At 58.2% G+C, this 22745-nt stretch carries 23 protein-coding genes; 11 read left to right on the forward strand and 12 right to left on the reverse strand.

The features are described 5' to 3' along the window. The first annotated feature begins 51 nt into the window (after positions 1–51). Together IDL90_RS01400 and tpx are read left to right on the forward strand one after the other, a co-directional pair. Positions 52–1983, forward strand: a complete 1932-nt coding sequence (locus IDL90_RS01400) for a heavy metal translocating P-type ATPase (protein ID WP_187994088.1) — start codon at positions 52–54, stop codon at positions 1981–1983. A gap of 4 nt (positions 1984–1987) precedes the next feature. After that, positions 1988–2494, forward strand: a complete 507-nt coding sequence (gene tpx, locus IDL90_RS01405; protein ID WP_182140843.1) for a thiol peroxidase — start codon at positions 1988–1990, stop codon at positions 2492–2494. Positions 2495–2566: 72 nt separating this feature from the next. On the opposite strand, the gene IDL90_RS01410 is transcribed toward tpx, so the two are convergent. The 3 genes from IDL90_RS01410 to IDL90_RS01420 form a co-directional block, all read right to left on the reverse strand. Continuing rightward, the gene (locus tag IDL90_RS01410) at positions 2567–2938 is read right to left on the reverse strand and encodes a GntR family transcriptional regulator (RefSeq protein WP_182140842.1); all 372 of its coding nucleotides are present in this window, start codon (positions 2936–2938) and stop codon (positions 2567–2569) included. Then, the gene (locus IDL90_RS01415) at positions 2935–3564 is read right to left on the reverse strand and encodes a hypothetical protein (protein WP_187994089.1); all 630 of its coding nucleotides are present in this window, start codon (positions 3562–3564) and stop codon (positions 2935–2937) included. Before IDL90_RS01415 ends, IDL90_RS01410 begins: the two co-directional genes overlap by 4 nt. 154 nt (positions 3565–3718) lie before the next feature. Further along, positions 3719–4132 (reverse strand): hypothetical protein, encoded by a 414-nt coding sequence (locus IDL90_RS01420; RefSeq protein WP_182140840.1) that lies wholly within the window; start codon positions 4130–4132, stop codon positions 3719–3721. A 169-nt stretch (positions 4133–4301) separates the two neighbouring features. Between IDL90_RS01420 and IDL90_RS01425 the strand changes: the two genes are divergently transcribed. Continuing rightward, complete coding sequence (locus IDL90_RS01425; protein ID WP_182140839.1) at positions 4302–5375, forward strand: aspartate-semialdehyde dehydrogenase; 1074 nt, start codon at positions 4302–4304, stop codon at positions 5373–5375. A 65-nt stretch (positions 5376–5440) separates the two neighbouring features. On the opposite strand, the gene thrB is transcribed toward IDL90_RS01425, so the two are convergent. The 5 genes from thrB to IDL90_RS01450 all read right to left on the reverse strand — a co-directional run bounded on the left by thrB (position 5441) and on the right by IDL90_RS01450 (position 11624). Beyond that, positions 5441–6361 (reverse strand): homoserine kinase, encoded by a 921-nt coding sequence (gene thrB, locus IDL90_RS01430; RefSeq protein ID WP_182140838.1) that lies wholly within the window; start codon positions 6359–6361, stop codon positions 5441–5443. Positions 6362–6372: 11 nt separating this feature from the next. Then, positions 6373–7428, reverse strand: coding sequence for a threonine synthase (gene thrC, locus IDL90_RS01435; protein ID WP_187994090.1), 1056 nt, complete (start codon positions 7426–7428; stop codon positions 6373–6375). Between the two features lie 123 nt (positions 7429–7551). Next, a complete protein-coding gene (locus IDL90_RS01440; protein WP_223175102.1) occupies positions 7552–8340 on the reverse strand; it encodes an SGNH/GDSL hydrolase family protein in 789 nt (262 codons plus the stop codon). 47 nt (positions 8341–8387) lie between these two features. Next, a complete protein-coding gene (gene der, locus IDL90_RS01445) occupies positions 8388–9938 on the reverse strand; it encodes a ribosome biogenesis GTPase Der (RefSeq protein ID WP_187994092.1) in 1551 nt (516 codons plus the stop codon). A gap of 96 nt (positions 9939–10034) precedes the next feature. Continuing rightward, positions 10035–11624 carry a Mur ligase family protein gene (locus IDL90_RS01450; RefSeq protein ID WP_187994093.1) on the reverse strand — a complete coding sequence of 530 codons (1590 nt, stop codon included), beginning with the start codon at positions 11622–11624 and terminating at the stop codon, positions 10035–10037. Between the two features lie 51 nt (positions 11625–11675). On the opposite strand from IDL90_RS01450, the gene IDL90_RS11650 reads away from it, so the two are divergent. From IDL90_RS11650 to IDL90_RS01490, 8 genes are all read left to right on the forward strand, one after another. Then, positions 11676–12503 (forward strand): DUF881 domain-containing protein, encoded by an 828-nt coding sequence (locus IDL90_RS11650; RefSeq protein WP_187994094.1) that lies wholly within the window; start codon positions 11676–11678, stop codon positions 12501–12503. A 10-nt stretch (positions 12504–12513) separates the two neighbouring features. Next, entirely contained in the window at positions 12514–12846 is a 333-nt protein-coding gene (locus IDL90_RS01460; RefSeq protein ID WP_182140831.1) for a small basic family protein, read from the forward strand. A gap of 118 nt (positions 12847–12964) precedes the next feature. Continuing rightward, complete coding sequence (locus IDL90_RS01465) at positions 12965–13609, forward strand: DUF881 domain-containing protein (protein ID WP_187994095.1); 645 nt, start codon at positions 12965–12967, stop codon at positions 13607–13609. 105 nt (positions 13610–13714) lie between these two features. Continuing rightward, entirely contained in the window at positions 13715–14146 is a 432-nt protein-coding gene (locus IDL90_RS01470; protein ID WP_187994096.1) for an FHA domain-containing protein, read from the forward strand. 101 nt (positions 14147–14247) lie between these two features. Beyond that, the gene (locus tag IDL90_RS01475; RefSeq protein WP_182140826.1) at positions 14248–14919 is read left to right on the forward strand and encodes a MerR family transcriptional regulator; all 672 of its coding nucleotides are present in this window, start codon (positions 14248–14250) and stop codon (positions 14917–14919) included. A 199-nt stretch (positions 14920–15118) separates the two neighbouring features. Next, on the forward strand, positions 15119–15634 hold the full coding sequence (locus IDL90_RS01480) for a MerR family transcriptional regulator (protein WP_182142687.1): 516 nt from the start codon (positions 15119–15121) through the stop codon (positions 15632–15634). Beyond that, a complete protein-coding gene (locus tag IDL90_RS01485) occupies positions 15634–15921 on the forward strand; it encodes an acylphosphatase (protein ID WP_187994097.1) in 288 nt (95 codons plus the stop codon). The genes IDL90_RS01480 and IDL90_RS01485 overlap by 1 nt, the downstream gene beginning before the upstream one ends. A gap of 152 nt (positions 15922–16073) precedes the next feature. Next, a complete protein-coding gene (locus IDL90_RS01490; RefSeq protein ID WP_187994098.1) occupies positions 16074–16439 on the forward strand; it encodes an RNA polymerase-binding protein RbpA in 366 nt (121 codons plus the stop codon). Here the strand turns inward: IDL90_RS01490 and lnt are convergent. Genes lnt through IDL90_RS01510 form a run of 4 tightly spaced genes read right to left on the reverse strand, consistent with a single transcriptional unit; the run spans position 16436 to position 22742 of the window. After that, complete coding sequence (gene lnt, locus IDL90_RS01495) at positions 16436–18031, reverse strand: apolipoprotein N-acyltransferase (RefSeq protein ID WP_187994099.1); 1596 nt, start codon at positions 18029–18031, stop codon at positions 16436–16438. The two genes, IDL90_RS01490 and lnt, sit on opposite strands and share 4 nt — an antisense overlap. Beyond that, a complete protein-coding gene (locus IDL90_RS01500; protein ID WP_187994100.1) occupies positions 18028–20775 on the reverse strand; it encodes an RNA helicase in 2748 nt (915 codons plus the stop codon). The genes lnt and IDL90_RS01500 overlap by 4 nt, the downstream gene beginning before the upstream one ends. Continuing rightward, complete coding sequence (locus tag IDL90_RS01505; RefSeq protein ID WP_187994101.1) at positions 20768–21763, reverse strand: YafY family protein; 996 nt, start codon at positions 21761–21763, stop codon at positions 20768–20770. The genes IDL90_RS01500 and IDL90_RS01505 overlap by 8 nt, the downstream gene beginning before the upstream one ends. Next, positions 21756–22742, reverse strand: coding sequence for a YafY family protein (locus tag IDL90_RS01510; protein WP_187994102.1), 987 nt, complete (start codon positions 22740–22742; stop codon positions 21756–21758). Before IDL90_RS01510 ends, IDL90_RS01505 begins: the two co-directional genes overlap by 8 nt. Positions 22743–22745: the final 3 nt, after the last annotated feature.

The following is a 22745-nucleotide window of genomic DNA, read 5'->3' on the forward strand; positions in this document are numbered from 1 at the left end:
GCAACCCTTACCTTCCTTGAAATCCCGCCGAAAACTGGCAATGCTATCCGCATGAGAAAGATTAGAGATGCAGCGCGCCGCTACCCTCTGGTGGGGGCGACCATTCTTATTGGGCTGATCGTCCTCGTGACCGCACTCCTTGGCTACACGACGGTCGCTCAGGTGTTGGCCACCATCTATGTGGGCGGGGTGGTTCTTTGGACGGTAGTGGATATGATCCGCGACATGATGGCTGGGAACTTCGGGCTGGATGTGCTCGCAGTGATGGCCATGGTGGCAACTCTGGCTGTCGGCGAGTATGGGGCATCGATAATTATTGTGCTCATGCTGACCGGGGGAGAAGCCCTGGAGGATTACGCAAGCAACCGCGCAAAGAGTGCGCTCACCGCACTTCTTGAGCAGGCCCCCCAAACGGCCCACAGGTTCTCCTCACGCCAAGGAGATAAAGACGAAGCGATTGAAGACGTCCCAGCTGCTCAGGTTCGCGTGGGTGATCACTTGCTTGTGCGACCCGGTGAAGTCGTCCCGGTTGACGCAAAGTTGCTAAGCAAACGGGGGTCATTTGACGAGTCAGCCATCACGGGCGAGTCGTTGCCTGTGAGCATTCGTGCAGGCGGTGAGGTCCCCTCTGGATCTCTCAACGGTGACGAGGCCGTCCGCCTTGAGGCTCTACGTACTACTGAGAACTCTCAGTACCAGCAGATCGTCGCACTGGTTGCTGATGCGGAAAAGCAGAAGGCACCGGTGGTCCGAATCGCCGACCGTTTCGCTGTACCTTTCACTGCTCTGGCCTTGATAATTGCCGGGACAGCATGGTTCATTTCCGGTGACGCGGTCAGGTTCGCTGAGGTTCTCGTCCTCGCAACTCCGTGCCCGCTCTTGATTGCGGCACCGGTGGCATTCATGGGTGGCCTGTCACGCAGTGCCAAGAACGGCGTGATTTTCAAGGGTGGCGCAGTAATCGAAAGCCTGTCTAACATTCGCAGCGCTGCCTTTGACAAGACGGGCACGATCACTGGAGGACGGCCCGAGGTCGTCCGAGTTGATACCTATCCGGGTTTTGACGAGTCTGAAGTTCTGAAGTTGGCAGCATCTGCTGAACAGTACTCGGCCCATGTGCTTGCAGTGGGCATTGTGGCTGCTGCAAAGGGCCGCGGCCTCGGACTCTTGGCGGCTGAGACAGCCGAAGAGACCGCAGGATCGGGTGTCAGCGCAACCTTTGGTCAGCGCCGGGTAGTTATTGGCAGCAGGCACTTCGTGCTCGGAACGGACCCGTCTTACAGCATTGAAGATGGCGTGAAGCTAGAACCGGGTGAGGTTGCTTCGTACATGACCATCAATGGAGAGCCTGCCGGAGTCATCGTCCTCGCGGACCAAATGCGACCTGACGCTCCTGCGCTGGTTGCCTACCTTCGCGATCAGGGTGTTGAGACCATTGAGATGCTGACAGGCGATGGCGAGAGTACGGCTAGAGAAATCGGCGCCCAAGCGGGAATAGCTGATGTTCGCTACTCCTTGCGACCCGAGCAGAAGGTTGCTCTTGTCCACGATCTCCAACCTCGGCCAGCACTCATGGTCGGTGATGGTGTGAACGACGCTCCAGCTCTTGCCTCTGCGGATGTTGGCATAGCAATGGGCGCTCGTGGGGCGACGGCGGCTGGCGAAGCCGCAGATGCCGTGATCGTGCCAGATAGCGTATGGAAGGTTGCAGATGCTCATACCATCGCAAAGCAGACTATGCGGGTTGCGCTCACTGCGATCTGGATCGGCATTATCCTCAGTGTTGGACTGATGCTGGTGGCAGCGACAGGAGCCATTCCAGCCATGGTTGGGGCACTGACCCAGGAGATTGTTGACCTAGCTGCAATCCTCTACGCGCTACGGGCACTATCTGGCAAGTTGCCCAGCAAGCAAAAATACCTTGCGCAGGCCGGGCAGCAGGACAATGCCACTGGCAGAGTCTTGAGCAAAGTGGGACGATAGGACTATGAGCACAATTACACTTGAAGGAAATGAAGTCCAAACGATCGGCTCCCTCCCAGAAAAGGGGACCAAAGCCCCACATTTCTCACTTGTCGCTAATGACTTGAGTGAAGTCAATGATGAGGATTTTGCTGGTAAACGCATTGTTCTCAACATCTTCCCCTCAGTAGACACCGGTGTCTGTGCCATGTCGGTACGTCGGTTCAACAAAATAGCAGCAGAGCTTCCAAACACCGTGGTTGTCTGTGCATCGAAGGATCTTCCCTTCGCTCTGGCCCGCTTCTGCGGGGCGGATGGGATTGACAATGCCGTGACAGCATCGGCATTCCGCTCCACATTTGGTGAGGACTACGGGGTAACAATGACGACAGGGCCGCTAGCTGGACTCCTGTCCAGGGCAGTTGTCATCGTTGAACCGGACGGGACGGTGTCTTACACGCAGCAGGTTCCAGAAATACACGACGAACCTGACTACGAACTGGTTATGGAAGCACTGGAACAGGTCTACTAGCGAAGCCTAGGAGTCGGCCCAGACTGGGCCGACTCGAGCGGATATCCCGAGCGGGCCGCCCCACCGAGCCCGTTACCGGTTTCTTCGTAGTAACGCGCCCTGCACGATTGCAAGCACTTCGTCATCCGGCATTTGTGAGGCGTTAGCAGCAGCGATCAACTGACTGACTGAGTCTCTCAGCGCCTCGGAGAGATCCGGAGCGCCCTCGGCAACAACTGTTCCTGTCCGTCGCCGGGATGTCACCAATCCCAAACTCTCCAGTTCCCGGTATGCCCTGGTCACGGTTCCAACGGCGATCCCGAGATCCGCGGCCAAGTCCCGAACTGTGGGGAGCCGGGTGCCAGGAGTGAGGACGCCGGCGGAAATCAGGGCTGCCAACTGGGAACGCACCTGTTCAAACGGTGGAACAGCCGAAGTGATGTCGATGCTGATTTGCGCGCTCATCGTGATCGCCACACTAGGATGACCACCGCTGCAATCAAGACCGCCACTGACAATGCGATGCAGACTGGTCCCCACCAGTAACCCGCATTGGCACTGGATTGCCCGGCAATCAGTAGCACTCCGGCAAGGCTGACTGCGAGCGATGCTTGAGTCCCTTTCAAGAGGTTCGTTGCGGATATACGCCGCAGTTGAGCGTCACTTTGCGGTGTGCTCCCACTAACTGCGGGGCGGCGCGCAATCACGTGGAGTACCGCAAGCGCCAACGCGATCAGGACCGCCGCTAGGACGAGCATGGGGATTCCGTAGGGCCATCCTGGGAACGGGCCACTCTGACCATTGACAGCGGGATCTGCGGCGACGTGCGCGATCGCCCTCCCGCTCGCGTCACCTCCCTTGGTAGCAATCGATCCGAAGAGGATCAGTGACAGCACCAGTAGAACGGCCCAGACAATCGTTGCAATCCGGGCAGCTGCGTCGGCGTTGGCGAGGGCGGGTCGTCGGGTCAGGTATGCGCCGCGCTTCTGGCCTTTCGGTCGGGGCCAAAAGGACTCACCAAGGGCTGCCACATCAACAAAGAGGATCCCGGCAAGTAGAGGACCGAGAGCCGCAAGCAGGCCCGGTACCACGGTCGAGTTGACGTAGATGGTTGGAAACGCATAGGCGGCAAGCGCCGCGAAAGCAATGCCGACCAGTGCTGCGGTGCCATAGAGGATTTGTATGCGACGCCTCGCGCCGTGGCTCGGATCCTCGGTCTTGACGACAATCGTGAGAGTTGGCCTGCTACATCACAAGTGAAATGATCCCAATTGCCAGAGCAGTTAGTGCAATGACCGTCCCGGAGACTGCAACCGAGAAGGCTGCAATGCCCCAAGCACGTGCGGTCTTGTCTGCGCCCCCCAAATGCGACGAAGACTTGCCGACAATGTCACGCGCAACGCTTCCGAGGCCGGGTGTCTCAAAGACTTCTCCGTCCTCCTCTGTCATTTCGCGGGCCGAGTAGGGGATTTGTCCGTCCAGAGAATCCACAAAGTCTGCCGCGGCTCGCGGACTTTCGAACCGAAAAGTTGCGGTCCGATCAGTTGATGTAAGTTCCGCTGGGAAGTCCCCAAGTAGGGCATCCAGATCCTCGTCGGACAGCGTCATGGTGGCGGGTACCGCATCCAGCCTAAACTCGCGGGGAATGTTGATCTGCACTGTTCCTCCAATACTGTGACGTTAGGAGTCTACTTGTACTCAGAGCGCCAAGTTCACCAAGGGTCCTTGAGCCAAACGAGAGCAACGGTCCGAAGTCTGGTCGTTTGATGGACAACTTCGCACGTCCTCGTACGCTGTTCATTGCTAGTAGTCTCCGAAAGGACAAGATATGGCCCCCCAGGGTAGCGGACTTAATGTCGCTGTTGTTGGTGCAACCGGCCAGGTCGGTGGCGTGATGCTCGACCTGCTCGATGAGCGTGATTACCCGGTTGCGAACCTTCGTCTCTTCTCTTCACCACGTTCTGCCGGAAAGACGGTGACGTGGAAGGGACATGAGATTACCGTCGAGGACGTCACGGTTGCCGCGCCCAAGGATCTTGAGGGTATTCAAGTTGCCATCTTCAGTGCGGGTGGTGCCGCTTCTAAGGCCTACGCCCCCCTGTTTGCTCAAGCCGGAGCAGTGGTAATCGACAACTCATCTGCGTGGCGCAAAGATCCTCTGGTTCCGCTTGTCGTTTCTGAGGTCAACCCGAAGGATGCACTCAACCGCCCGCTGGGCATAATCGCCAATCCAAACTGCACCACGATGGCCACGATGCCCGCGCTCAAGGCACTGGATGAGGTTGCGGGGCTGCGTGCTCTGCGTGCCACCACCTTCCAAGCCGTATCCGGAAGTGGCCTTGCGGGTGTTGCTGAACTGGGCTCCCAGGTGCGAGCCGTTGTGGAAGGTGATGCTCCAATCGAAGGACTTGCTCGCGATGGTAGTGCTGTGCAACACGGTGAACCAAAGGTGTACGCCGCTCCAATTGCTTTCAACGTGGTCGCGCAGGCGGGCAACTTCGTAGATGACGGCAGCGGAGAGACCGACGAAGAGCAGAAGTTGCGGGATGAGTCGCGTCGCATTCTTGGACTTCCAGACCTTGCGGTTAGTGCGACCTGCGTGCGCGTCCCTGTTTTCTCTGGGCACTCGCTAACCATTCATGCGGAGTTTGCCAAGCCCATCTCTGTCGATCAGGCTAACGCCGCACTGACAATGATGGACGGTGTCAATCTGGTTGACCTTCCCAATCCGCTCGAAGCAGCCGGCAAAGATGGCACCTTCGTAGGACGCGTGCGCCGCGACCAGTCTGTAGGAGGGGACCGTGGGTTGGTGTTCTTCGTCTCCTCAGACAACCTCCGCAAGGGTGCCGCGCTAAACGCTGTGGAAGTGGCTGAGCTTATTGCCAAGGAACACGGCTTCTAAGCCTGTCGGGCTCCATCTTGGGCGGCTGCATTTGCGCGCAGCCGCCCAAGACTTCAACCCAAACATCAGGAGACGACCTGCACCCCGTCGCCAATGCGCAGTGAGTGACTGGTAAATCCGGCAAAGCGAGGATCGCCAGCCGCCGCTTCAAGCGTTAGGTCAACAAGGGCGCCTTGGTCACTGCTGTGGAAGACAACGACCGTGGGGCCCGCACCTGAGATGCAGGCTGCCAGACCCTGGCCGCGTAGGTGCTCTACCAGTGCCAGCGAAACCGGATAGAGGCCGCGGCGATACTCCTGGTGGAGCCGGTCGGATGTGCCATCAAGCAGTAGCTCTGGCGCCGACGCAAAAGCATGCATAAGCAGAGCGGTGTGTGCTGAGTTCGCGATGGCATCCTCAAGCGGAATACTGGCAGGCATCGCGGCGCGTGCCTTCTCAGTCTCAAGCACGGTTGATGGCACCAGGGCCGTGATACGAATATCCTCCCGGACCGTGGCCTGGGCGATCTGCCACGTACCCTGGCGGAGCCAGCCGATTGTGAGCCCACCAAATATGGCTGGTCCAACGTTGTCGGGGTGGCCCTCTATGTCGACAGCAACGCCAAAGGCCCAGGAGCGGTCAAGGGGTCGATCCGGGTAAACCAGCCCCCAGGCCAGCGCTAGCCCCGCAGAAATGGCAGCGGACGACGAGCCAAGCCCCCTCGCGAGCGGAATGGTGTTGTGAGCCGTAAACGACAGACCTGGAACTTCCACTCCCAGATCCTCGATGCCGCGCAGGATCGTTTTGAGGACGAGATGGCTCGCATCCCGGGGAAGCGCAGCCGCACCGGCTCCCGACAGCGAAAAAGTGTATCCGTCTTCAATGACAGCCACGGAAGCTTGATCAACCCAGTCGAGAGCCAAACCCAGTGCGTCAAAACCGGGCCCCAGGTTCGCGGTGGTTGCCGGTGTACGAACCGTTGCGCTACGTCCCACGGGGATGAGCATTGTCATTGCTTCTAGAGACCCAGACTGGTCGCGACTAGGTCCACATCCGCAGGCAGCACCTCGGCGACAATGTCGCGTCCCAGCATGGCTGTGTCAATATCTTTTAGACCGTTACCAGTCACCGTGATGGTGATGGTCTTACCTGTCGGAAGCGTGCCCGCCTCGCTGGACTTCAGAAGACCCGCGATGCCCGCGGCCGAGGCCGGTTCGACAAACACACCCTCGCTCGCCGCCAGGAGTGCCTGCGCAGCAAGGATCTCTTCATCTGTAACAGCCTCGATTCGACCGCCTGAGTCATCACGCGCCGCAACTGCTTGATCCCACGAGGCCGGGTTACCAATGCGAATTGCCGTCGCAACGGTTTCGGGGTCCGCGATCGGGTGACCGACAACAAACGGCGCTGAGCCAGCCGCCTGGAAGCCCCACATCTGCGGCAGTCGCGTGGACTTACCGGCCTCGAAGTATTCGCGATAGCCCTTCCAATAAGCGGTAATGTTCCCGGCATTGCCAACGGGGAGCATATGAATATCGGGGGCGTCACCAAGTGAATCAACGATCTCGAACGAAGCCGTTTTCTGCCCCTCAATGCGATCCGGGTTCACCGAGTTAACAAGGGCGATCGGATAGTTGGCATCCAGCTTGCGGGCCACGTCGAGGCAGTCATCAAAGTTGCCGTCAATCTGCACGATTCGCGCCCCGTACACCACCGACTGAGCAAGTTTGCCCTTGGCGATTTTGCCTGCGGGGAGGAGGACAACGGGGGTCATTCCTGCTTGAACTGCATAGGCAGCTGCCGATGCAGAAGTGTTTCCCGTGGAAGCACAGACAACAGCCTGTGCTCCGCGAGCAGCAGCCATCGACACCGCCACCGTCATGCCGCGGTCCTTGAAGGAACCTGTCGGGTTCGCGCCCTCGACCTTCACCCACACTTCATTGCCGACGCGCTCGGAAATCACCCGGCAGTACACCAGCGGCGTCGAACCCTCACCGAGGCTGATGATTGGCTGGCCTTCCGCTATCGGCAACCACTGTGCATAGCGATGGATCAGTCCCTGGGTCTGCGGCATTCCCGACAAGATACCCTCCAAAAGTTGTAGATGTGTGGAAACAGTTTGCTAGCGGCAAGTGTGCCAAATAAGGGCGGACGCCCGCGCAGTCGCCATCATGCGGACGAGGACGACCGCGTTGCCTCACAGGTCGTATTCGGCGCGGAACTCACTCAGCAGAGGACGTTTAGCCATTCGGCCATCACCGGAGGAACGCCCCGTGAGGCGACGTCCGATCCACGGAGTGATGTATGTGTTGAAGTAGGCCGGGGTGCGGTAGTTTTTCGGGTCCGGCACCGGGTAGTGGGGATCGGCCCAATCATTCGGGTAGGAAATCCCGAGTGCGTCCAGGCAGTTCGCGGCCACTCGAAGGTGCCCTGAAGGTGATAGGTGCAGGCCGTCCTCGGACCAGTATGTTGAGTCGCGGAAGGCCAAGTCGTTGAAGTTGTCGACAAAGGTGACACCATCCATGCCGGCAACCGCATTTGTGGCCAACTCCGTGTACTGCTCGCCTCTTGAGGAGAAGACATGGCCCATGGGGAGGTTGTTGACAGGGTCTGGACCCGCGAGGAGGAGGACATGGGTTCCGGTCACGCGGATCGCCTCGACGGCTTCGACGATTTGATCGATCGACTCGGCCGGATCGAACTTTGGCCGCAACATGTTGTTGCCACCGGCGTTAAATGACATGACATCGGGACTCTGCGCTAGGGCAGGCTGCAGCTGTTCTGCAATGATCGGACCGAGCTTTCGTCCTCGAATCGCCAAGTTTGCGTAGCGGAAGGGGCGGTTGTTGCCGTCCGGCGAAGCTGAGTAACCATTTGCCAAGCCGGCCGCCACGCGGTCAGCCCACCCGCGAAGGGAGCCGTCAGGCCGCGGGTCCCCAAGTCCTTCTGTAAAACTGTCTCCAATAGCAATGTAACTGCTGAACACTTTAATCAACTTCCCGTGACTACTTACTACTTTCTGCTTCTTCTGCTCTACCGGCGGCGGCGTTCTCGCACGCGAACCGACAGTTGGATCGGCGTGCCTTCAAAGCCAAACTCCTCCCGCAAACGTCGCTGAATGAAACGTCTGTAGGCAGGGTCCAAGAAACCGGTTGTAAAGAGGACGAAGCGTGGGGGAGCGGTTGAAGCCTGCGTCCCGAAGAGAATGCGCGGTTGCTTGCCGCCGCGTAGCGGATGGGGATGGGCAGAAGTGAGGCGACCAAAGAAGGCGTTGAGGCGTCCTGTGGAGACGCGCGTCTCCCAACCGTCAAGGGCTGTGTCGAGGGCGCGCGTAATCCTGTTGACATGCCAGGTAGTTTTCGCGGACAGATTGATGCGGGGAGCCCAGTCAACCTGCACCAGTTCACGCTCCTCCTGCTTCATCAACGCAACCCGTTGCTCATCATCAACCAGGTCCCACTTGTTGTTGACGATGACGATGCCACGCCCGGCATCTACTGCCTGCTGTATGACGCGGACGTCTTGCTCTGTCAGCGGAACTGACGCGTCGACGAGTACCAGCGCAATCTCAGCGCGTTCCAAAGCCGCCTGCGTGCGGATGGAGGCATAGTAGTCGGCCCCGCTTGTGCGGTGTAGTCGGCGCTTTATGCCTGCAGTATCGATGAACTCCCACTGGCGTCCCTCAATTTCAACGATCTCGTCGATTGGGTCGCGAGTGGTGCCAGCCAGGTCGTGGACAACTGCCCGAGTCTGCCCCGCGAGAGCATTGAGAAGTGAAGATTTGCCTACGTTGGGTCGACCAACAAGGGCAATACGTCTGATGGTGGAGGGACGTCGTTTTGTCGGGTGTGCGGACTCGTCTGGCATCGCGCGGACAACCGCGTCCAACATGTCACCAGCGCCGCGACCATGCAGCGCCGAGATGGCGTAGGGCTCACCGAGGCCCAGGGACCACAGCGCCGTAACGTCAGACTCCTGTGTTGAGGAGTCGGCCTTGTTTGCAGCAAGGATAACCGGCTTTCCAGACTTACGGAGCAGAGGAACAACCTGCTCATCAGTCGACGTTGCGCCGACGTTAGCATCAACAACAAAGATGATGACATCGGCCAAATCTATGGCGACCTCGGCCTGTTCCGCGATTTGGCGATCCAAGCCTTTGACGTCAACCTCCCATCCGCCAGTGTCGACGAGGACGAAATCAACCCCGGCCCACTCCGCGTCGTAGAGAACTCGGTCGCGGGTCACACCGGGCGTGTCTTGGACAACTGCTTCACGGCGCCCCAGCACACGGTTGACAAGAGTTGACTTGCCGACATTCGGTCGCCCGATTACGGCAACAACGGGACGTGAGGAGTATTCGAGGTCGGGCTGGGACCAGTCATCACCCTGGCTGAGCAGCTCCAGGTCCTCAGCCTCGAGGTCGTATTGGGCGAGGTCGGCGCGCATGGCCTGCATGCGCTGAAGCTCAAGATCCGCGTTCTCGTCTTCTGTCTCAGTCGGAGAGTCCGTGCCCTGGGACCCCGCAGACTCCTCATCGAAAAGGTCACTGTCGTCAAACCCGTCGTCGGTGGGTGTCGGTTCCATTGGTCGTCCTCGCAAAGTGACGGTTGGGAGCGGGGTATGAACCCGTGCTCTGTTGATCTCTACTGATTGTATGTTGGCAAGTCTCTGATCAACACACTACTTGGCGTAGGCGGCAAGCACCTCGGAAGCCACAGCTGCATCCTCAAACGCATGCTTGACCCCGCGAATGTCCTGATAAGTTTCCGGTCCCTTGCCAGAGATGATGACAACATCCCCCTCTCTGGCGCTGTAGATTGCCTCCCGTATCGCGTCTCGACGACATGTCGTCACCTCGATCACATCCTTCATGCTTGGACGAGTTTTGCGAACCCCCTCGAGGATTTGAGTGCGGATAGCCTGGGCATCTTCCCAGCGTGGATTCTCATCGGTAACCCACAGTCGGTCTCCACTCTGAGCCGCTACCTCACCGAGTGGGACTCTTTTGCTCGGGTCGCGGTCACCGTCTGTGCCAAACACGAGGATTACCTCGCCGTGGCAGAGCGGGCGCATGTCTAGTAGCAGCCGCTCAAGGGCTTCGGGGGTATGCGCGAAGTCCACAAGTACCAGGGGTTGATTTGGAAGACTCGGCACCCACTGCATTCTTCCGGGAACGGCTGGTGCATTGGCGACACCATCGATTGCAACTTGAATTGGAACACCAAGGACCGCTGCGCCGACGATGGCAAGAGCGGCGTCCTGAACATTGACCAGACCAGGAATTGGGCAGACGGCTTGGTACTCGGTTCCACTTGGGTCTGTGAGTGTGAACGTGTTCCCACCGATCGCTCGGTTCGGAGTCACACCTGTGACTCTCCAAAGAGGGACGGCCAAGTCGCTAAGGTCATCGTCTGTGAGGACCTGGACCGCGTGCATGGGAACCTGGGCCTGGCGAACTAGGCGACGCCCATATTCGTCGTCAACCGCGCTGACTCCGACCCTGGCACGTGATGGTTCAAAGAGTGATGCCTTAGCCTCAAAGTAGAGGTCCATGCTGTTCTCATAGAAGTCCAGGTGATCGTGCTGCAGGTTGGTAAATATCGCAAGGTCGAAGTCGACCCCATCGACCCTTCCTAGGGAGAGAGCATGCGACGAGACCTCGACGACAGCTCCCCTCAAGCCTGCCTGCGCTGTGGCGGCCAGGGCGCGATGAACGACAGGAGCCTCATGAGTGGTTCTGTGTGCCGTGACAGACAGGGAACCCGTGTTAACTTCGAGTGTTCCGAACAGTCCCATTTGTCCAAGGCCGGAGGCGAGGGCGGAACGCAGAAAATACGTGGTGGTGGTCTTGCCATTGGTTCCGGTCACACCTGCAATAACCAGGTCCTTCTGCGCGGGTGCGTGAAGGTTTGCGGCCATCATGGCAGCCGTGTGACGAGGGTTAGAAACGACGACGATTGGTAGATCCGCATCTTGGGCCAGTTCGGCTCCATCCTGATCAGTGACAATCACGCTTGCACCGCCAAGTCGCGCCGCTTCCCAAAGAGATGCTCCGTGGCGATGCGCTCCTGGGACACCTACAAACACCCAGTCGGCGTCCAAGTCATCCGTACTGACTGAGACTCCTGTAACCGGGAGTGCCTTTAGGGTGTCAGAGGGGTCGACCAATCCATTCTCATCGGTCCACATTTGCCACGTACCGCAGCCCTCTAGTGCAATATCTAGCGGGAGAGCAGTAGTCTGGGGACGTATCTCAGATAGTGAAGACATGCCCCCATTCTAGGTCAGGCAGGACTCGGTTCCGACGTTGGGAGGTGCCCCGTGAGTCACGATGACCCCGCAGGCGTGCCCGCCGTTGACGCGGCACACAGGGACCCTGCGGCTTCGATGCTACTTCTCAAGAACATTGAGAGATTCTCGCTGGACCCCGGATACTACGATGCTGCAGAAATCGACGCTCCGAAGAGCTCCTTGGCAAGAAGAGTCGTGGCTCTAGTCTTGACTGCAGCACTTGGCTTTGGGATGACGGTACCGGCTCTCAACCTGCGCAACATCAATGATGATGTGACGAGTCCACGGGCGCTTCTTGCGCAACAGGTACGCGATGCGCAAGTACGCGTACGGATTCTAGATGAAGAGAATCAGGGACTACAGGCTCAAGCGCGAGCTTCGGAGGTGCTTGAGGGTGAATCAATGGAGCTGGGTTCTGGACTTGCTGTGAGCGCAGGAAGTGTTCGAAGTGCAGGTCCGGGTGTAGTGGTTTCTATCGCTGAGCAGGCAACCTCACTGTCGGGACGCGCAAGCCGTTTCAGAGACGCTGACCTTAGGGCAGTTGTCAACATTTTGTGGTCAGGGGGAGCGGAGGCAATGGCGATCAATGGGCACAGGGTTGTCGCAAGCACATCGGTTCGGATGGCAGGGTCTTCAATACTTGTGAACCTCGACCCGGTTGTATCGCCCTATGTTATTGAGGCGATCGGAGATCCCACCGAACTGTTGGCTGCACTACAGAGCGGCAGCGGAGCGGAGCGCGTCGCTGAGATAGAGAAAGCCACTTCCGCTCAGGTGACTGAGACTCGAGCCGAGAGCCTTACCCTTGGCGCAATACCACTACGATCGAGTCAGGCGACTCCCATGGAATCGCAGTAGGGGGAACCAAGTGATAGCAGCAATCGGATTGATACTGGGTGTTGTAGCCGGCCTGATCTTTGAGCCCGTCATCCCTTTGGGCTTACAGCCATTCCTGCCCGTAGCGGTGGTGGCGGCACTCGACGCCCTTTTTGGAGCCTTTCGTGCCTGGTTGGAAGGTGTTTTTTCCGATCGAGTCTTTATCGCCTCGTTCTTCTGGAACGTCCTGATTGCCTGTTTCCTAGTGTTCCTCGGTGTCCAGCTTGGTGTCGGTGGCGCGATGACTACGGCAGTGATCGTCGTCTTGGGTATCCGTATCTTCAGCAACTCGGCATCCATCCGTCGCTTGATTTTCAAGGCCTAACATGGGACCAAGCACTCCAAGTCGGCACCACTCTCATGAACGTCGAGGTTTCAGCCCTCAGCGGTTCATCAACTCTTTTGTCTCCAGGCCCCGTCCGCTGCACATTCTGCTGCTGGCAATGTTCTTACTGATCGGCTTAGCGATCACAACGACAGTGCGAACGCAGGCAGCGGATCCTCTAGCCGGTCTCAACGAGGATCAGCTGGTTGCTCTGCTAGGGGACCTAGAGCAACGCGAGGATGCGCTACGCAATGAAAGAAGCGCTCTGCAGGGGCAGCTCACTGAGCTTAAGGAGGCTGCTGATGCCAGCCAGGCTGCCCGTGATGCAGCTGCCTTGGCTACGTCACAGGCCGAGGTCGCTGCCGGAACGGTTCCGGTGGAAGGACCGGGCATCGTAATGAAGGTGTCGGCTCAGCCAGATACGATCCCAGTATCGGTGTTCGTGACGACTCTGGCAGAACTTAGGAACGCCGGGGCCGAATCAATTTCCATTAACGATGTCAGACTGAATGTCCGCGCGTGGTTTGGAGCGGACTCCCAGGGTGCGATCGTCGCCAGTGGGACACCGGTGTCTCCACCTTACGAATGGCGAGCGATCGGAGATGGCTCGACACTGTCTGTCGCGTTGGAGATCAGGGGAGGGGCTGTCTCCCAGTTTAAAGCCTACGGGGCCATGGTTACCACTGAGGTTTCTGAGTTGCTTCAGATTGAGGCGGTTACAGAACCGTTCGAACCTGTCTGGGCTAAACCAGCAATTGACTGACGGTCAACCAACAAAGAGTGCGTGAAAGAGACTAGGATAGTCTCAGTTTGGATCGGTCCATAGTCTCACGATCCACAAGGTTTAGGTGGAAACAAGGAGGACAAAGTGGCTGACGAAGCAACTTTTGACCCAACAAGTACTGCGTTCTTTGGTACTCCTGAAGAGTCGGAAACGTCTGAGGTCCCGAAGGTTCCACTCTCAGCGCGGGACCAGGCTGCTGTAGATGCTCTCCCACCGGGGAATGCGCTTCTAATCGTTCAGCGTGGACCCAACTCGGGGGCGAGGTTCCTCTTGGATCAGGAGGTGACTAACGCAGGGCGCTCGGCCTCGTCGGATATCTTTCTCGACGACGTAACTGTTTCGCGTAAGCACTGCCAGTTTCTCTTCAAGGACGGACGTCACTACGTTCGGGACTCTGGCGCCTTGAATGGCACGTACGTAAACCGTGAGAGGGTTGATCAGGCATTGCTGTCGGCGGGGGATGAAGTCCAGGTCGGCAAGTACCGGCTCACATACCACCCTTCGTCTCAACGATAGTGGGCGCTGCGCGTAGCGCCGGGTCGACTAGGGACACGATTTCTTCCCAGCGGCCACAGACGCTAGAACCTTGGCCGCGGGGCGTCTCACGTGACGCGGTGATGACGATCGGACAGGTCGTGAAGATTCTGGACCGGGAGTTTCCAGCTACAACCGTTTCCAAGGTGCGGTTCTTGGAAGAGAAGGGCCTAGTCACACCTCATCGCACTGCGTCGGGATACCGCAAGTACTCGTCCGCGGACGTCGAACGCATCAGACTGATTCTCACGAAGCAAAGAGATTCCTACGCGCCACTGAGGGTGATCCTTGAGGAGCTTGAAGCCCTCGACAACGGTCATGACGTCGAAGCACCCCCACGGGCGCGGCTGGTATCTTCAGATGGTGTCGCCGTGGTCCCTGAGAGGGGTCGCACCATCACAGTGCGCGAACTGGGGGAGTTAACTGGTTGTTCACGTGCGGTTCTGGAGTCCTACGTGAAACTCGGCTTGATAGCCCCGGACTTGGGTGGCCATTTCGCCGGTGGAACAGTACAGGTGGTTCGCTTGATCACTGCTTTGGTAGCCGCTGGCCTTCCTGCACGGAACCTACGAACTATTCGCAGCAGCGCAGATCGAAGTGCAGACATTATCGACTTTGCAATCTCTTCGTCTTCCCGGCGCGACCGCCCCGGCGACATCGAGAGGGCCAGGGCTCAGGCTGAGGAAATGGGCGAGCTGGCCGGTGCTCTCCACACTGCTTACTTGCAAATTGCCGTCGACTCACTGGGGGAGTAGGCACGAAAATTACTGCGACACGCCCAAGCCTAACCCTCAGGTTAAGCGTGAGACTGGAACAACCGCGCTATCGTTAGGTGTTGTAGGTGGCAGTTGGTTGTAGAACAATGACCCGAAGATAGACCTGTTCGTAAGAACTCAGCAAGGAGATGCCGTGAGTCCAGAGGTTTCTGCTAAGACAGATCGGACACGTCAGCCCATGCTATTTGGCGACCCGCTTGCACAGGTGGATGTAGCCGCTGGTTATCGTGGACCCGTGGCCTGCGAAGCCACTGGAATTACATACCGCCAGCTTGACTACTGGGCGCGCACCGGCCTCGTGGAGCCAAGCCTTCGAGCCGCTGCGGGATCCGGTAGCCAGCGTCTGTACTCCTTCAAGGACATCCTGGTCCTCAAAGTCGTCAAGAAGCTACTTGATACGGGGATCTCATTGCAGCAGGTCCGTGTCGCAGTCCAACAGCTTTCCGAACGCGGTATCGATGACCTCGCTTCTATCACGCTAATGAGTGACGGTGCTTCCGTGTATGAGTGCTCGTCGCCGGATGAAATTGTCGACCTGCTCCAGGGTGGCCAGGGCGTGTTTGGAATCGCCGTTGGGCGCGTGTGGCGTGAGGTCGAAGGCAGCTTGGCGCAGTTCCCGGTCGAAGCCGACTCCACGGTAGTGGGGATGGATGAGCTGGCGCGCCGTCGCCGTGAGAAGCAAGCAGCGTCCTAATGTCTGGCGACCAGTACCTGAAAGCAGTGGACGTCGTGGTCCGCGGTCATGTGCAGGGTGTCGGATTTCGTTACCGCACAATGTGGGCCGCTGACGAACAAGGTGTGGCTGGCTGGGTGCGTAATGAGTATGACGGTAGCGTGAAGATTCACGTTGAAGGTGTGGAACACCGAGTCGACATGTTCCTCCAAACCCTTCGTAGGGGATTCCCAGGAGCTCGCGTTTCAAGACTGGAAACCTCACGCTCGACACCAGAGGGTCTGAGGGACTTCAAAGTCGTCTACTAGAATCTGACATAATGTACATTATCGGATCGTAGCTACCTGCTGTTTCGTTCGCCCTCGGCGTCCAAGGTGGGAATCTCTAGTCTTCAGGGGTAAAATAGTTTGCTGCACGTGCTCCTTTGGCCGTGCTCTGTCTGTACACCCAAGGAGACGCAGTGGCTGACCGCGCATTACGAGGCATGCAAATAGGGTCCAAATCATTGGAGTCTGAAGATGGCGTAGTTTTCGCTGATCGCTTTGAGGCAAAATACGTCTGCTCCAATGGCCACGAGTTCAAGATTGCAATGGCCTTTGATGCAGAACCCCCTGCAACTTGGGAATGCCGTTGCGGCGAAGTTGCGGAACTTGTGGGCGAAGCAGCCGAAGAAGATGAATCAAAGAACATCAAGCCGCAGCGTACTCACTGGGATATGTTGCTGGAACGACGCAGCCTTGAGGAACTGGACGTACTGCTCCAGGAACAGCTCGAGGCGTACCGCAACGGCGACTTGATCTTCGATACGGACTATCGCAGACCCTAATCCTCTTTCGTCCTCTTATCACGGCCTCGGGCGTAGCAATACGCGCCGAGGCTCGTTGATGCCAAGAGCAATCCGCCGACCATCACGAGAACCGGCATGAAAGACGCCACATAAGTAAACGGCGTTATGGATGTGCGGAGAGGTAGTTCCCCAACCAGGTGTGCTGCCTCCTGTGTCCCGGTGACTGCAACTAGCGAACCGTCGGGGCGGATCATTCCAGAGACGCCATTTGTCGATACTTGGACAGTGGACCGTGAGAACTCAGCTGCTCTGAAGCGTGCCATCTGCAACTGCTGGTCTGACTCTGCGGAATTCTGAAAGTGAGCATTATTGGTGGGGATAACGATCAGTTCGCCGCCCATTGCCACGCCCTCGGCGATCAGCGGCTCATAGGCAACTTCAAAGCAGATCCCCACAGCAAGGGGTATGACCCTCCCGTCGGCAAGTTCCACTTCCATGAACGCGGGGTTGTCCACGGACACCATATCTACGCTGATCTGTGCAGACGCGGTGGCAAGGAACTCTGAGATCTCTCTGAGAGGAACGTACTCTCCCCACGGGACGGGGTGCTGCTTCCCGTACATTTCCTCTAGCAACCCCCGGTCTGGATCCCAGACAGCCATCCAGTTATAGCGCTGCTCCCCCGCGTACTCCATCACACCCAGCATGACCGGTGTGCCGGCCCGGTCCACTACCTCTTCGACGAGGGCGGCCGTCGCCGGGTCAATACGCGGGTCGATATCAGTCGCATTTTCCCCCCAGAGGATGAGGTCGACCTCATGACCTTCATCCAACATAGCCAGGGTTTGGCGGGCGTGGTTGCCCGTTACCTTCCGCGGCGTTGCGAAGGTTTCTGCCATCGGAATTTCGACGTTGCCCTGGATTAGCGCTAGTTCAATCTCCCCGTTTTCCTGACTTTTGGGTAGGGAATATAGCGCCGGTGCGATGAAGAGGACACCTGCGATACCAAGCGCCGCAAGACGGGCGAAGAAGCTCTCTTCTCTGTTGGGTGCTGTCCGCAGAGCCAGAGCGCGTCTCAGAAGGATCGCGATGACAACCGCAACAAATGAAGTTAGGACCTCGCCACCTAGCGGAGCAAATGCAAGCAAAGGACTATCCACCTGCGTGTATGCAAGTTTGCCCCAGGGGAAACCCCCGAAGGGAACTCGGGAACGTAGTTCTTCGAAAGTGACCCAGAGCAGGGCTCCGCCAAGCGCTTCCCCCCAAATGCTCTGTGCCCAAGCCCAAGTTCGCATTGCAGACAGCGCCAGACCCCACAGGGAGATGAAGAATGCCTGCGCTCCGGCCAGTGCGACCCAGGCGATGACCGTATTGTCAGTTGCAATCTGCATCCAGGAAATATGCGGCATGAAGAAAGCCATTGCCCATACTGCTGCGTATCCGGCTGCGCGTCCCAAATGAATACGGTCCACCAACGCCACGAGTAATGCGATTGAAGGGATCGCAAGAAACCACAGATTAGCGAAAGGAAAGGCGGCCCACATTGCTGCGGCCGAAACCAGGATAAGAACCAGGTCGAGCCAGGTACGCCCAGTTGCAGACCTGCTTCGCCACTGTGCCGGTACTCTCACGAAAACTCGGTCCATGCCACAACTCCGTGCAGAAGTTTGGAGCGTGCCTTGGTGGCAGCGGTTCTGATTTCAGGATCCTCGAGGCGGCGCAGCTGATCAAGCATGTCTAAGACTTGGCGTACCCAGCGGACAAAGTCTCCGCCAGAGAGCTCAGTTTTTTCCAGGATTGTTGCTAGTGATGAACCCTTTGACCAGCGGTACATGGCATCGAGCAGCTGTCCGGCAGGTGGCTTTGTGACTTCATGATTTGCGCGAACTTCCGCGCCGTGAACCTGATTGAAAACGTCCATGGTGGTAGACCAAGCTGCCTCTAGTCCTGCGGTTGGGAAGCTTGAAGGAACGGCTGATACTCCGTCCTCCCCGCGCGGCTCATAGACGAGCGCACTGACGATTGCCGCCAGCTCCTCCGGTTTCAAGCCAGCCCAGGCATTCTCGGCGATGACCTGCGCTACCAGCAGGTCACGCTCCCCAAAGATGCGTCGCAATCTTTGTCCGCGTTGCGTCACATGGTTACCGTCTAAGAAACCGAGACTACGAAGCACGGAGCAAACCGCTTTGAATTCGTCGACAATCTCTGAGCTGCGGTCGTTGATCTTCTTTGCGAGTGCATTTCGCTCCCGCAGAAGCCTCGCGTACTCATGTCCGATGCCCGCATGACTTTCCCGATCTGGGCAACTGTGAACTGGATGCTTGCGGATTCGCTCTTCGAGGACGGCAGCCTCATCGAGCATCTTTGACACCTTGGCATCATCGCGGCCTCGGCTGCGTGTGTGGGCACGTGTAAAGTCTGCGTTGCGCAATGTTGCAGCAAGCTCCGCACGGTCTTTGGGACGCTTCGCTCCCCTATCCGGAACCGGCATGCGCCCCAGGACTTCCAAGCCACCCTCGGCCTCGCGTGGGCCCACAGACCCAGGTTTTCCGTCCTCGCCAACCACTCGTGCAAGCGGAGTCGCAAACCCTGATGTTGGAGCCTGTACAACGACTGCGCTACGAAGTCTGCGTCCCTTTTTGAACCGCACTACATCGCCAACCTTGAGCTCTGCGAGGATCCGTCCCTGCTGCTGAGCACGACCGTCCCTTGATGCCTTTGCCGCACGTTTCTGCAGCGTCGTCACCTGTTCACGAAGCCCAAAATACTCCGCCGCATCACCGCGATCGCAGTGAAGCTTTGCGGCTGCCTCATCAAGGCGATTGTTAGCTCGCCGTAGTCTCTGGGCGTCTTTGACGACTGAGGCGTCCGTTTGGAACTGGGCAAACGATGACTCAAGGATTTCGATTGCGTCTTCAAGATCAAGTCGAGACAGAAGATTGACGGCCATGTTGTAGTTGGGGTGAAAGGCGCTGTGCAGGGGGTAGGACCGCCCGGAAGAAAGCTCAACAACTTCCTCGGGTGTGACAATACCCCTCTCGACGACGAGGGCGTGCCCCTCGATGTCGATTCCTCGCCGTCCCGCTCGTCCTGTTAGCTGGGTGTACTCACGCGGGGTGAGGCGCACGTGCTCGCTTCCATCCCACTTTTCCAAAGACTCAATTACTACGGTGCGTGCGGGCATGTTAATGCCGAGGGCCAGTGTTTCGGTTGCAAACACGGCCTTGATGAGACCTCGCCCGAAGAGTCTCTCAACCGCTTCCTTCTGCTGTGGTAAGAGCCCGGCGTGGTGGGCAGCAACTCCCTCCTCCAGGGTATGACCCCACTGGTGCAGGTTAAGGGCACCATGGTCTTCAATGGGGATGCTTGAGAGCGTCTGTTCAACTTCTTCCCTGATCGCCAAGCGCTCACTGGAGGTGGTTAGCTGCAGTCCAAAGGTTGCTGCGTCATTTGCGGCGTCCTCGCATCCCGCACGAGAGAAAACGAAGACGATCGCCGGTAGCAACCTCTTTTGCTGTAGTGATTCGAGCATGCGGTACCGGGAAACGGGAACGCGTCTGCGCCGCGACGGTCGTCCTCGTCCGCCGTAGGGACCGGGGCTTCGTTCTTGGATCTGACTTATTGCGGCTTGCAGGTCGGGGTTGATTGCGCGTGTCCCCTTCCCCGCGGCCGCCTGTTTTGGTCGTGCGTAGAGGTCATATATGCGCGGCCCCACCATCATGTGCTGGTAGAGGGGAACGGGGCGGTCATCAGAGATCACAACTTCGCAGGAGCCCCGCACGTCCTCGACCCAACGGCCAAATTCCCGCGCGTTCGACAGTGTGGCGGACAGCGCCACGATGAGGACGTGCTCGGGTAGCTGAATGAGGATTTCTTCCCACACCGGGCCACGGAAGCGGTCTGAAAGGTAGTGAACCTCATCCATGACTACCACGCCCAGGTCACGAAGATCCTTGCCCGCGTAGATCATGTTGCGAAGCACTTCGGTTGTCATGACGATGATTGGCGCGTCCGGGTTGATGGCGGTGTCGCCGGTGAGTAGACCGACCTCGTCGTCGCCGAAGCGGTCACGAAAGTCGCGCAGCTTCTGATTGGAGAGCGCCTTGATGGGCGTCGTGTAGTAGACCTGCTTGCCGCGGGCCCTAGCAAGGTATGTTGCCCCCTCACCGACGACGGTCTTGCCTGCTCCGGTAGGGGCACAAACGAGGACGGAAGAACCCAAGGCTAAGTGTTCTAATGCCTCAACCTGGAATGGGTCTGGGGAGAAATGCAGGGATGACAGGTACTGCTCGAGGCCGGATTCCTGAACAACCATGTGGCGTCGGAACTGCGCCATGCGGTCCGCAGCGCTGAGTACCTCTTCTTGTTCAGGCATTACCGGTGTCCTCTCCTTGCAATGGCTCTTCGAGTGCTTGTCGCGCGTAAACGGCGGCCTCTTCTAGGTAGTGGTGTGGGGAGACGTCCTCCACATAGGGTGCTAGCGCCAGGAGCTCCGTGCGCATCCAGGTTGGATCCCACACCCGGTATGTAGCAGTCAATGCTCCGGCGCGGCCTTCTTCTACAATCGTGGCCGGCGACTCTCGAAGAGCCCACGCGGCTCCTGGGTCAAGGGTGACTATGACAGCTTCGCCCGGTTCCCCGGATTCCATTCCCTGGCCCGAAGACGTTGCGTCAACCGGCGGTGTAAAGGCCGTTTGGACAACCGCGAGATTGGTCGTTCGGTCGAGCCTAAACGTTCGTTCTGACTCTGCTGTGTGACAGTATCCTGTCATCACCCAGCCGTCTCTTTCGAGGACGAGGGCGGATGGGGAGACAGTTCGGTGGGAGTGCCTCCCCGCACCATTGACGTAATCGAAAACAATTGCGGTGCAATCTGTGAGAGCCCTTTGCACCTCTGCAACCTTCTCCCTTGTTACTTCCGAGATAGCGGGTGTGAGATTGGCGAGAGCATCCCCATCGGCGGTGGTCGCCTGCATGCGACTACGAGCTGCTAAGAGCGTAGACAGAGTCTGTGGCAGTATCTGTTGCTCAGATTCAGTAAGGGTTGGAGCCATTGCTTGGAGAGCGGTAACTAGGCGCGCAAACTCTTTTTCCGTAATCGGCAGAGGAGCGGAGAGATTCAGTGGTGAACGCAGCGTGAGGAGGCCCTGCTCGGTGTAGAGGTCGTAGTCAATTTCAAACGTTCTTCCCGGGAGCAGATCCCCAATGCCGGCATTATCAAGAAGATCTATGTCGGCCCGTATGCGCTTCTCTGGTCGGCCGAAGAACTGCGCAAGTTCGGTGACGGAAATGCCTGGCTGGGCATCGATGATGCGCACCATCGAAACCAGGCGGGCAAGGATGGTCGTACTGGGTTCAGGCACGGTCTTCGTCCCTCCAGGCGGCCGCTGATCTCAGCCGAGTCTCGATAAGCTCAGCAAGCCAAGAGGGTTCAAGGACGCGGACATCACGTGCTTCTCGGAGCAGGCGCTCCTCCCATATGTGCGCATCCTCCCTCTCCCCCACACGCCGTTGCCAGACGGTGCTATCACCCAGTCGCGATGTTGCCACCGTGGTGCCACTGTCCGTAGAACTGGGTTCGGTGACTGGGGCCGAATGCGCGTTGAGCGAGCTTCCCTGTCTCACCAACATCACAGGCTGAATCAGGAAGAAATCCGGGTCGAAAGCGACTTCTTGAAGTGGGCCTTGTGACGGTGTTGAGTCAGGGGGAGCTGCAAAGGCAGGGACCGTGAGTAGTCGGGAGAATCTGAAGAGCCTTGGCCCCCAAGCGTCCAGATCAAATCCCCATAAGTAGAGCGCACGACCACGAACTATCACTTTCCAGGGCGCAACACAGCGCTGGGATGCCCCCTTTTGGGACAGATAGTCAAAGGCAACGGGTCGTGCCTGCTCAATTGCGCCTTGAACAATTTCGAGGCCGTTGGCCGATTCCAGGCTGAAGCGTGTGCTGCTCTGCTGGGGCGCGAGTACGGTTTCTGAGAATCCGCGCAGCTTGTTGCGCAGGGCTTCCATTTCGCCGCTTCCATCACTCCACGCATCCACTGCCCGCAGGAGCAACGCGACCTCGCGGTCCGTCAAGATCGTTCCTTGTGCCGGTAGCGATGAAGCTGAAATACGGTAGGTAGCAGCGTCAAAGCGGTCTTGAACATCGACGGCCAAACCCATCCGTCGCAAGTGTTCAATATCCCTCTCAAACACGCGCTGGGCACTGGCTGAGTCCGTTGCGCCGTATCCCCTCACCACGGTCATGAGTTGGACACGGCCTAGGCCCTCACGAGTGTTCAGAAGATTGAGCGCAAGATTCAGGATACGTAGGGGCGCCTGAACTTTTGCTTGAACCACTGC

This window comes from Schaalia sp. JY-X159, from assembly GCF_014525425.1.
Classification (GTDB): domain Bacteria; phylum Actinomycetota; class Actinomycetes; order Actinomycetales; family Actinomycetaceae; genus Scrofimicrobium.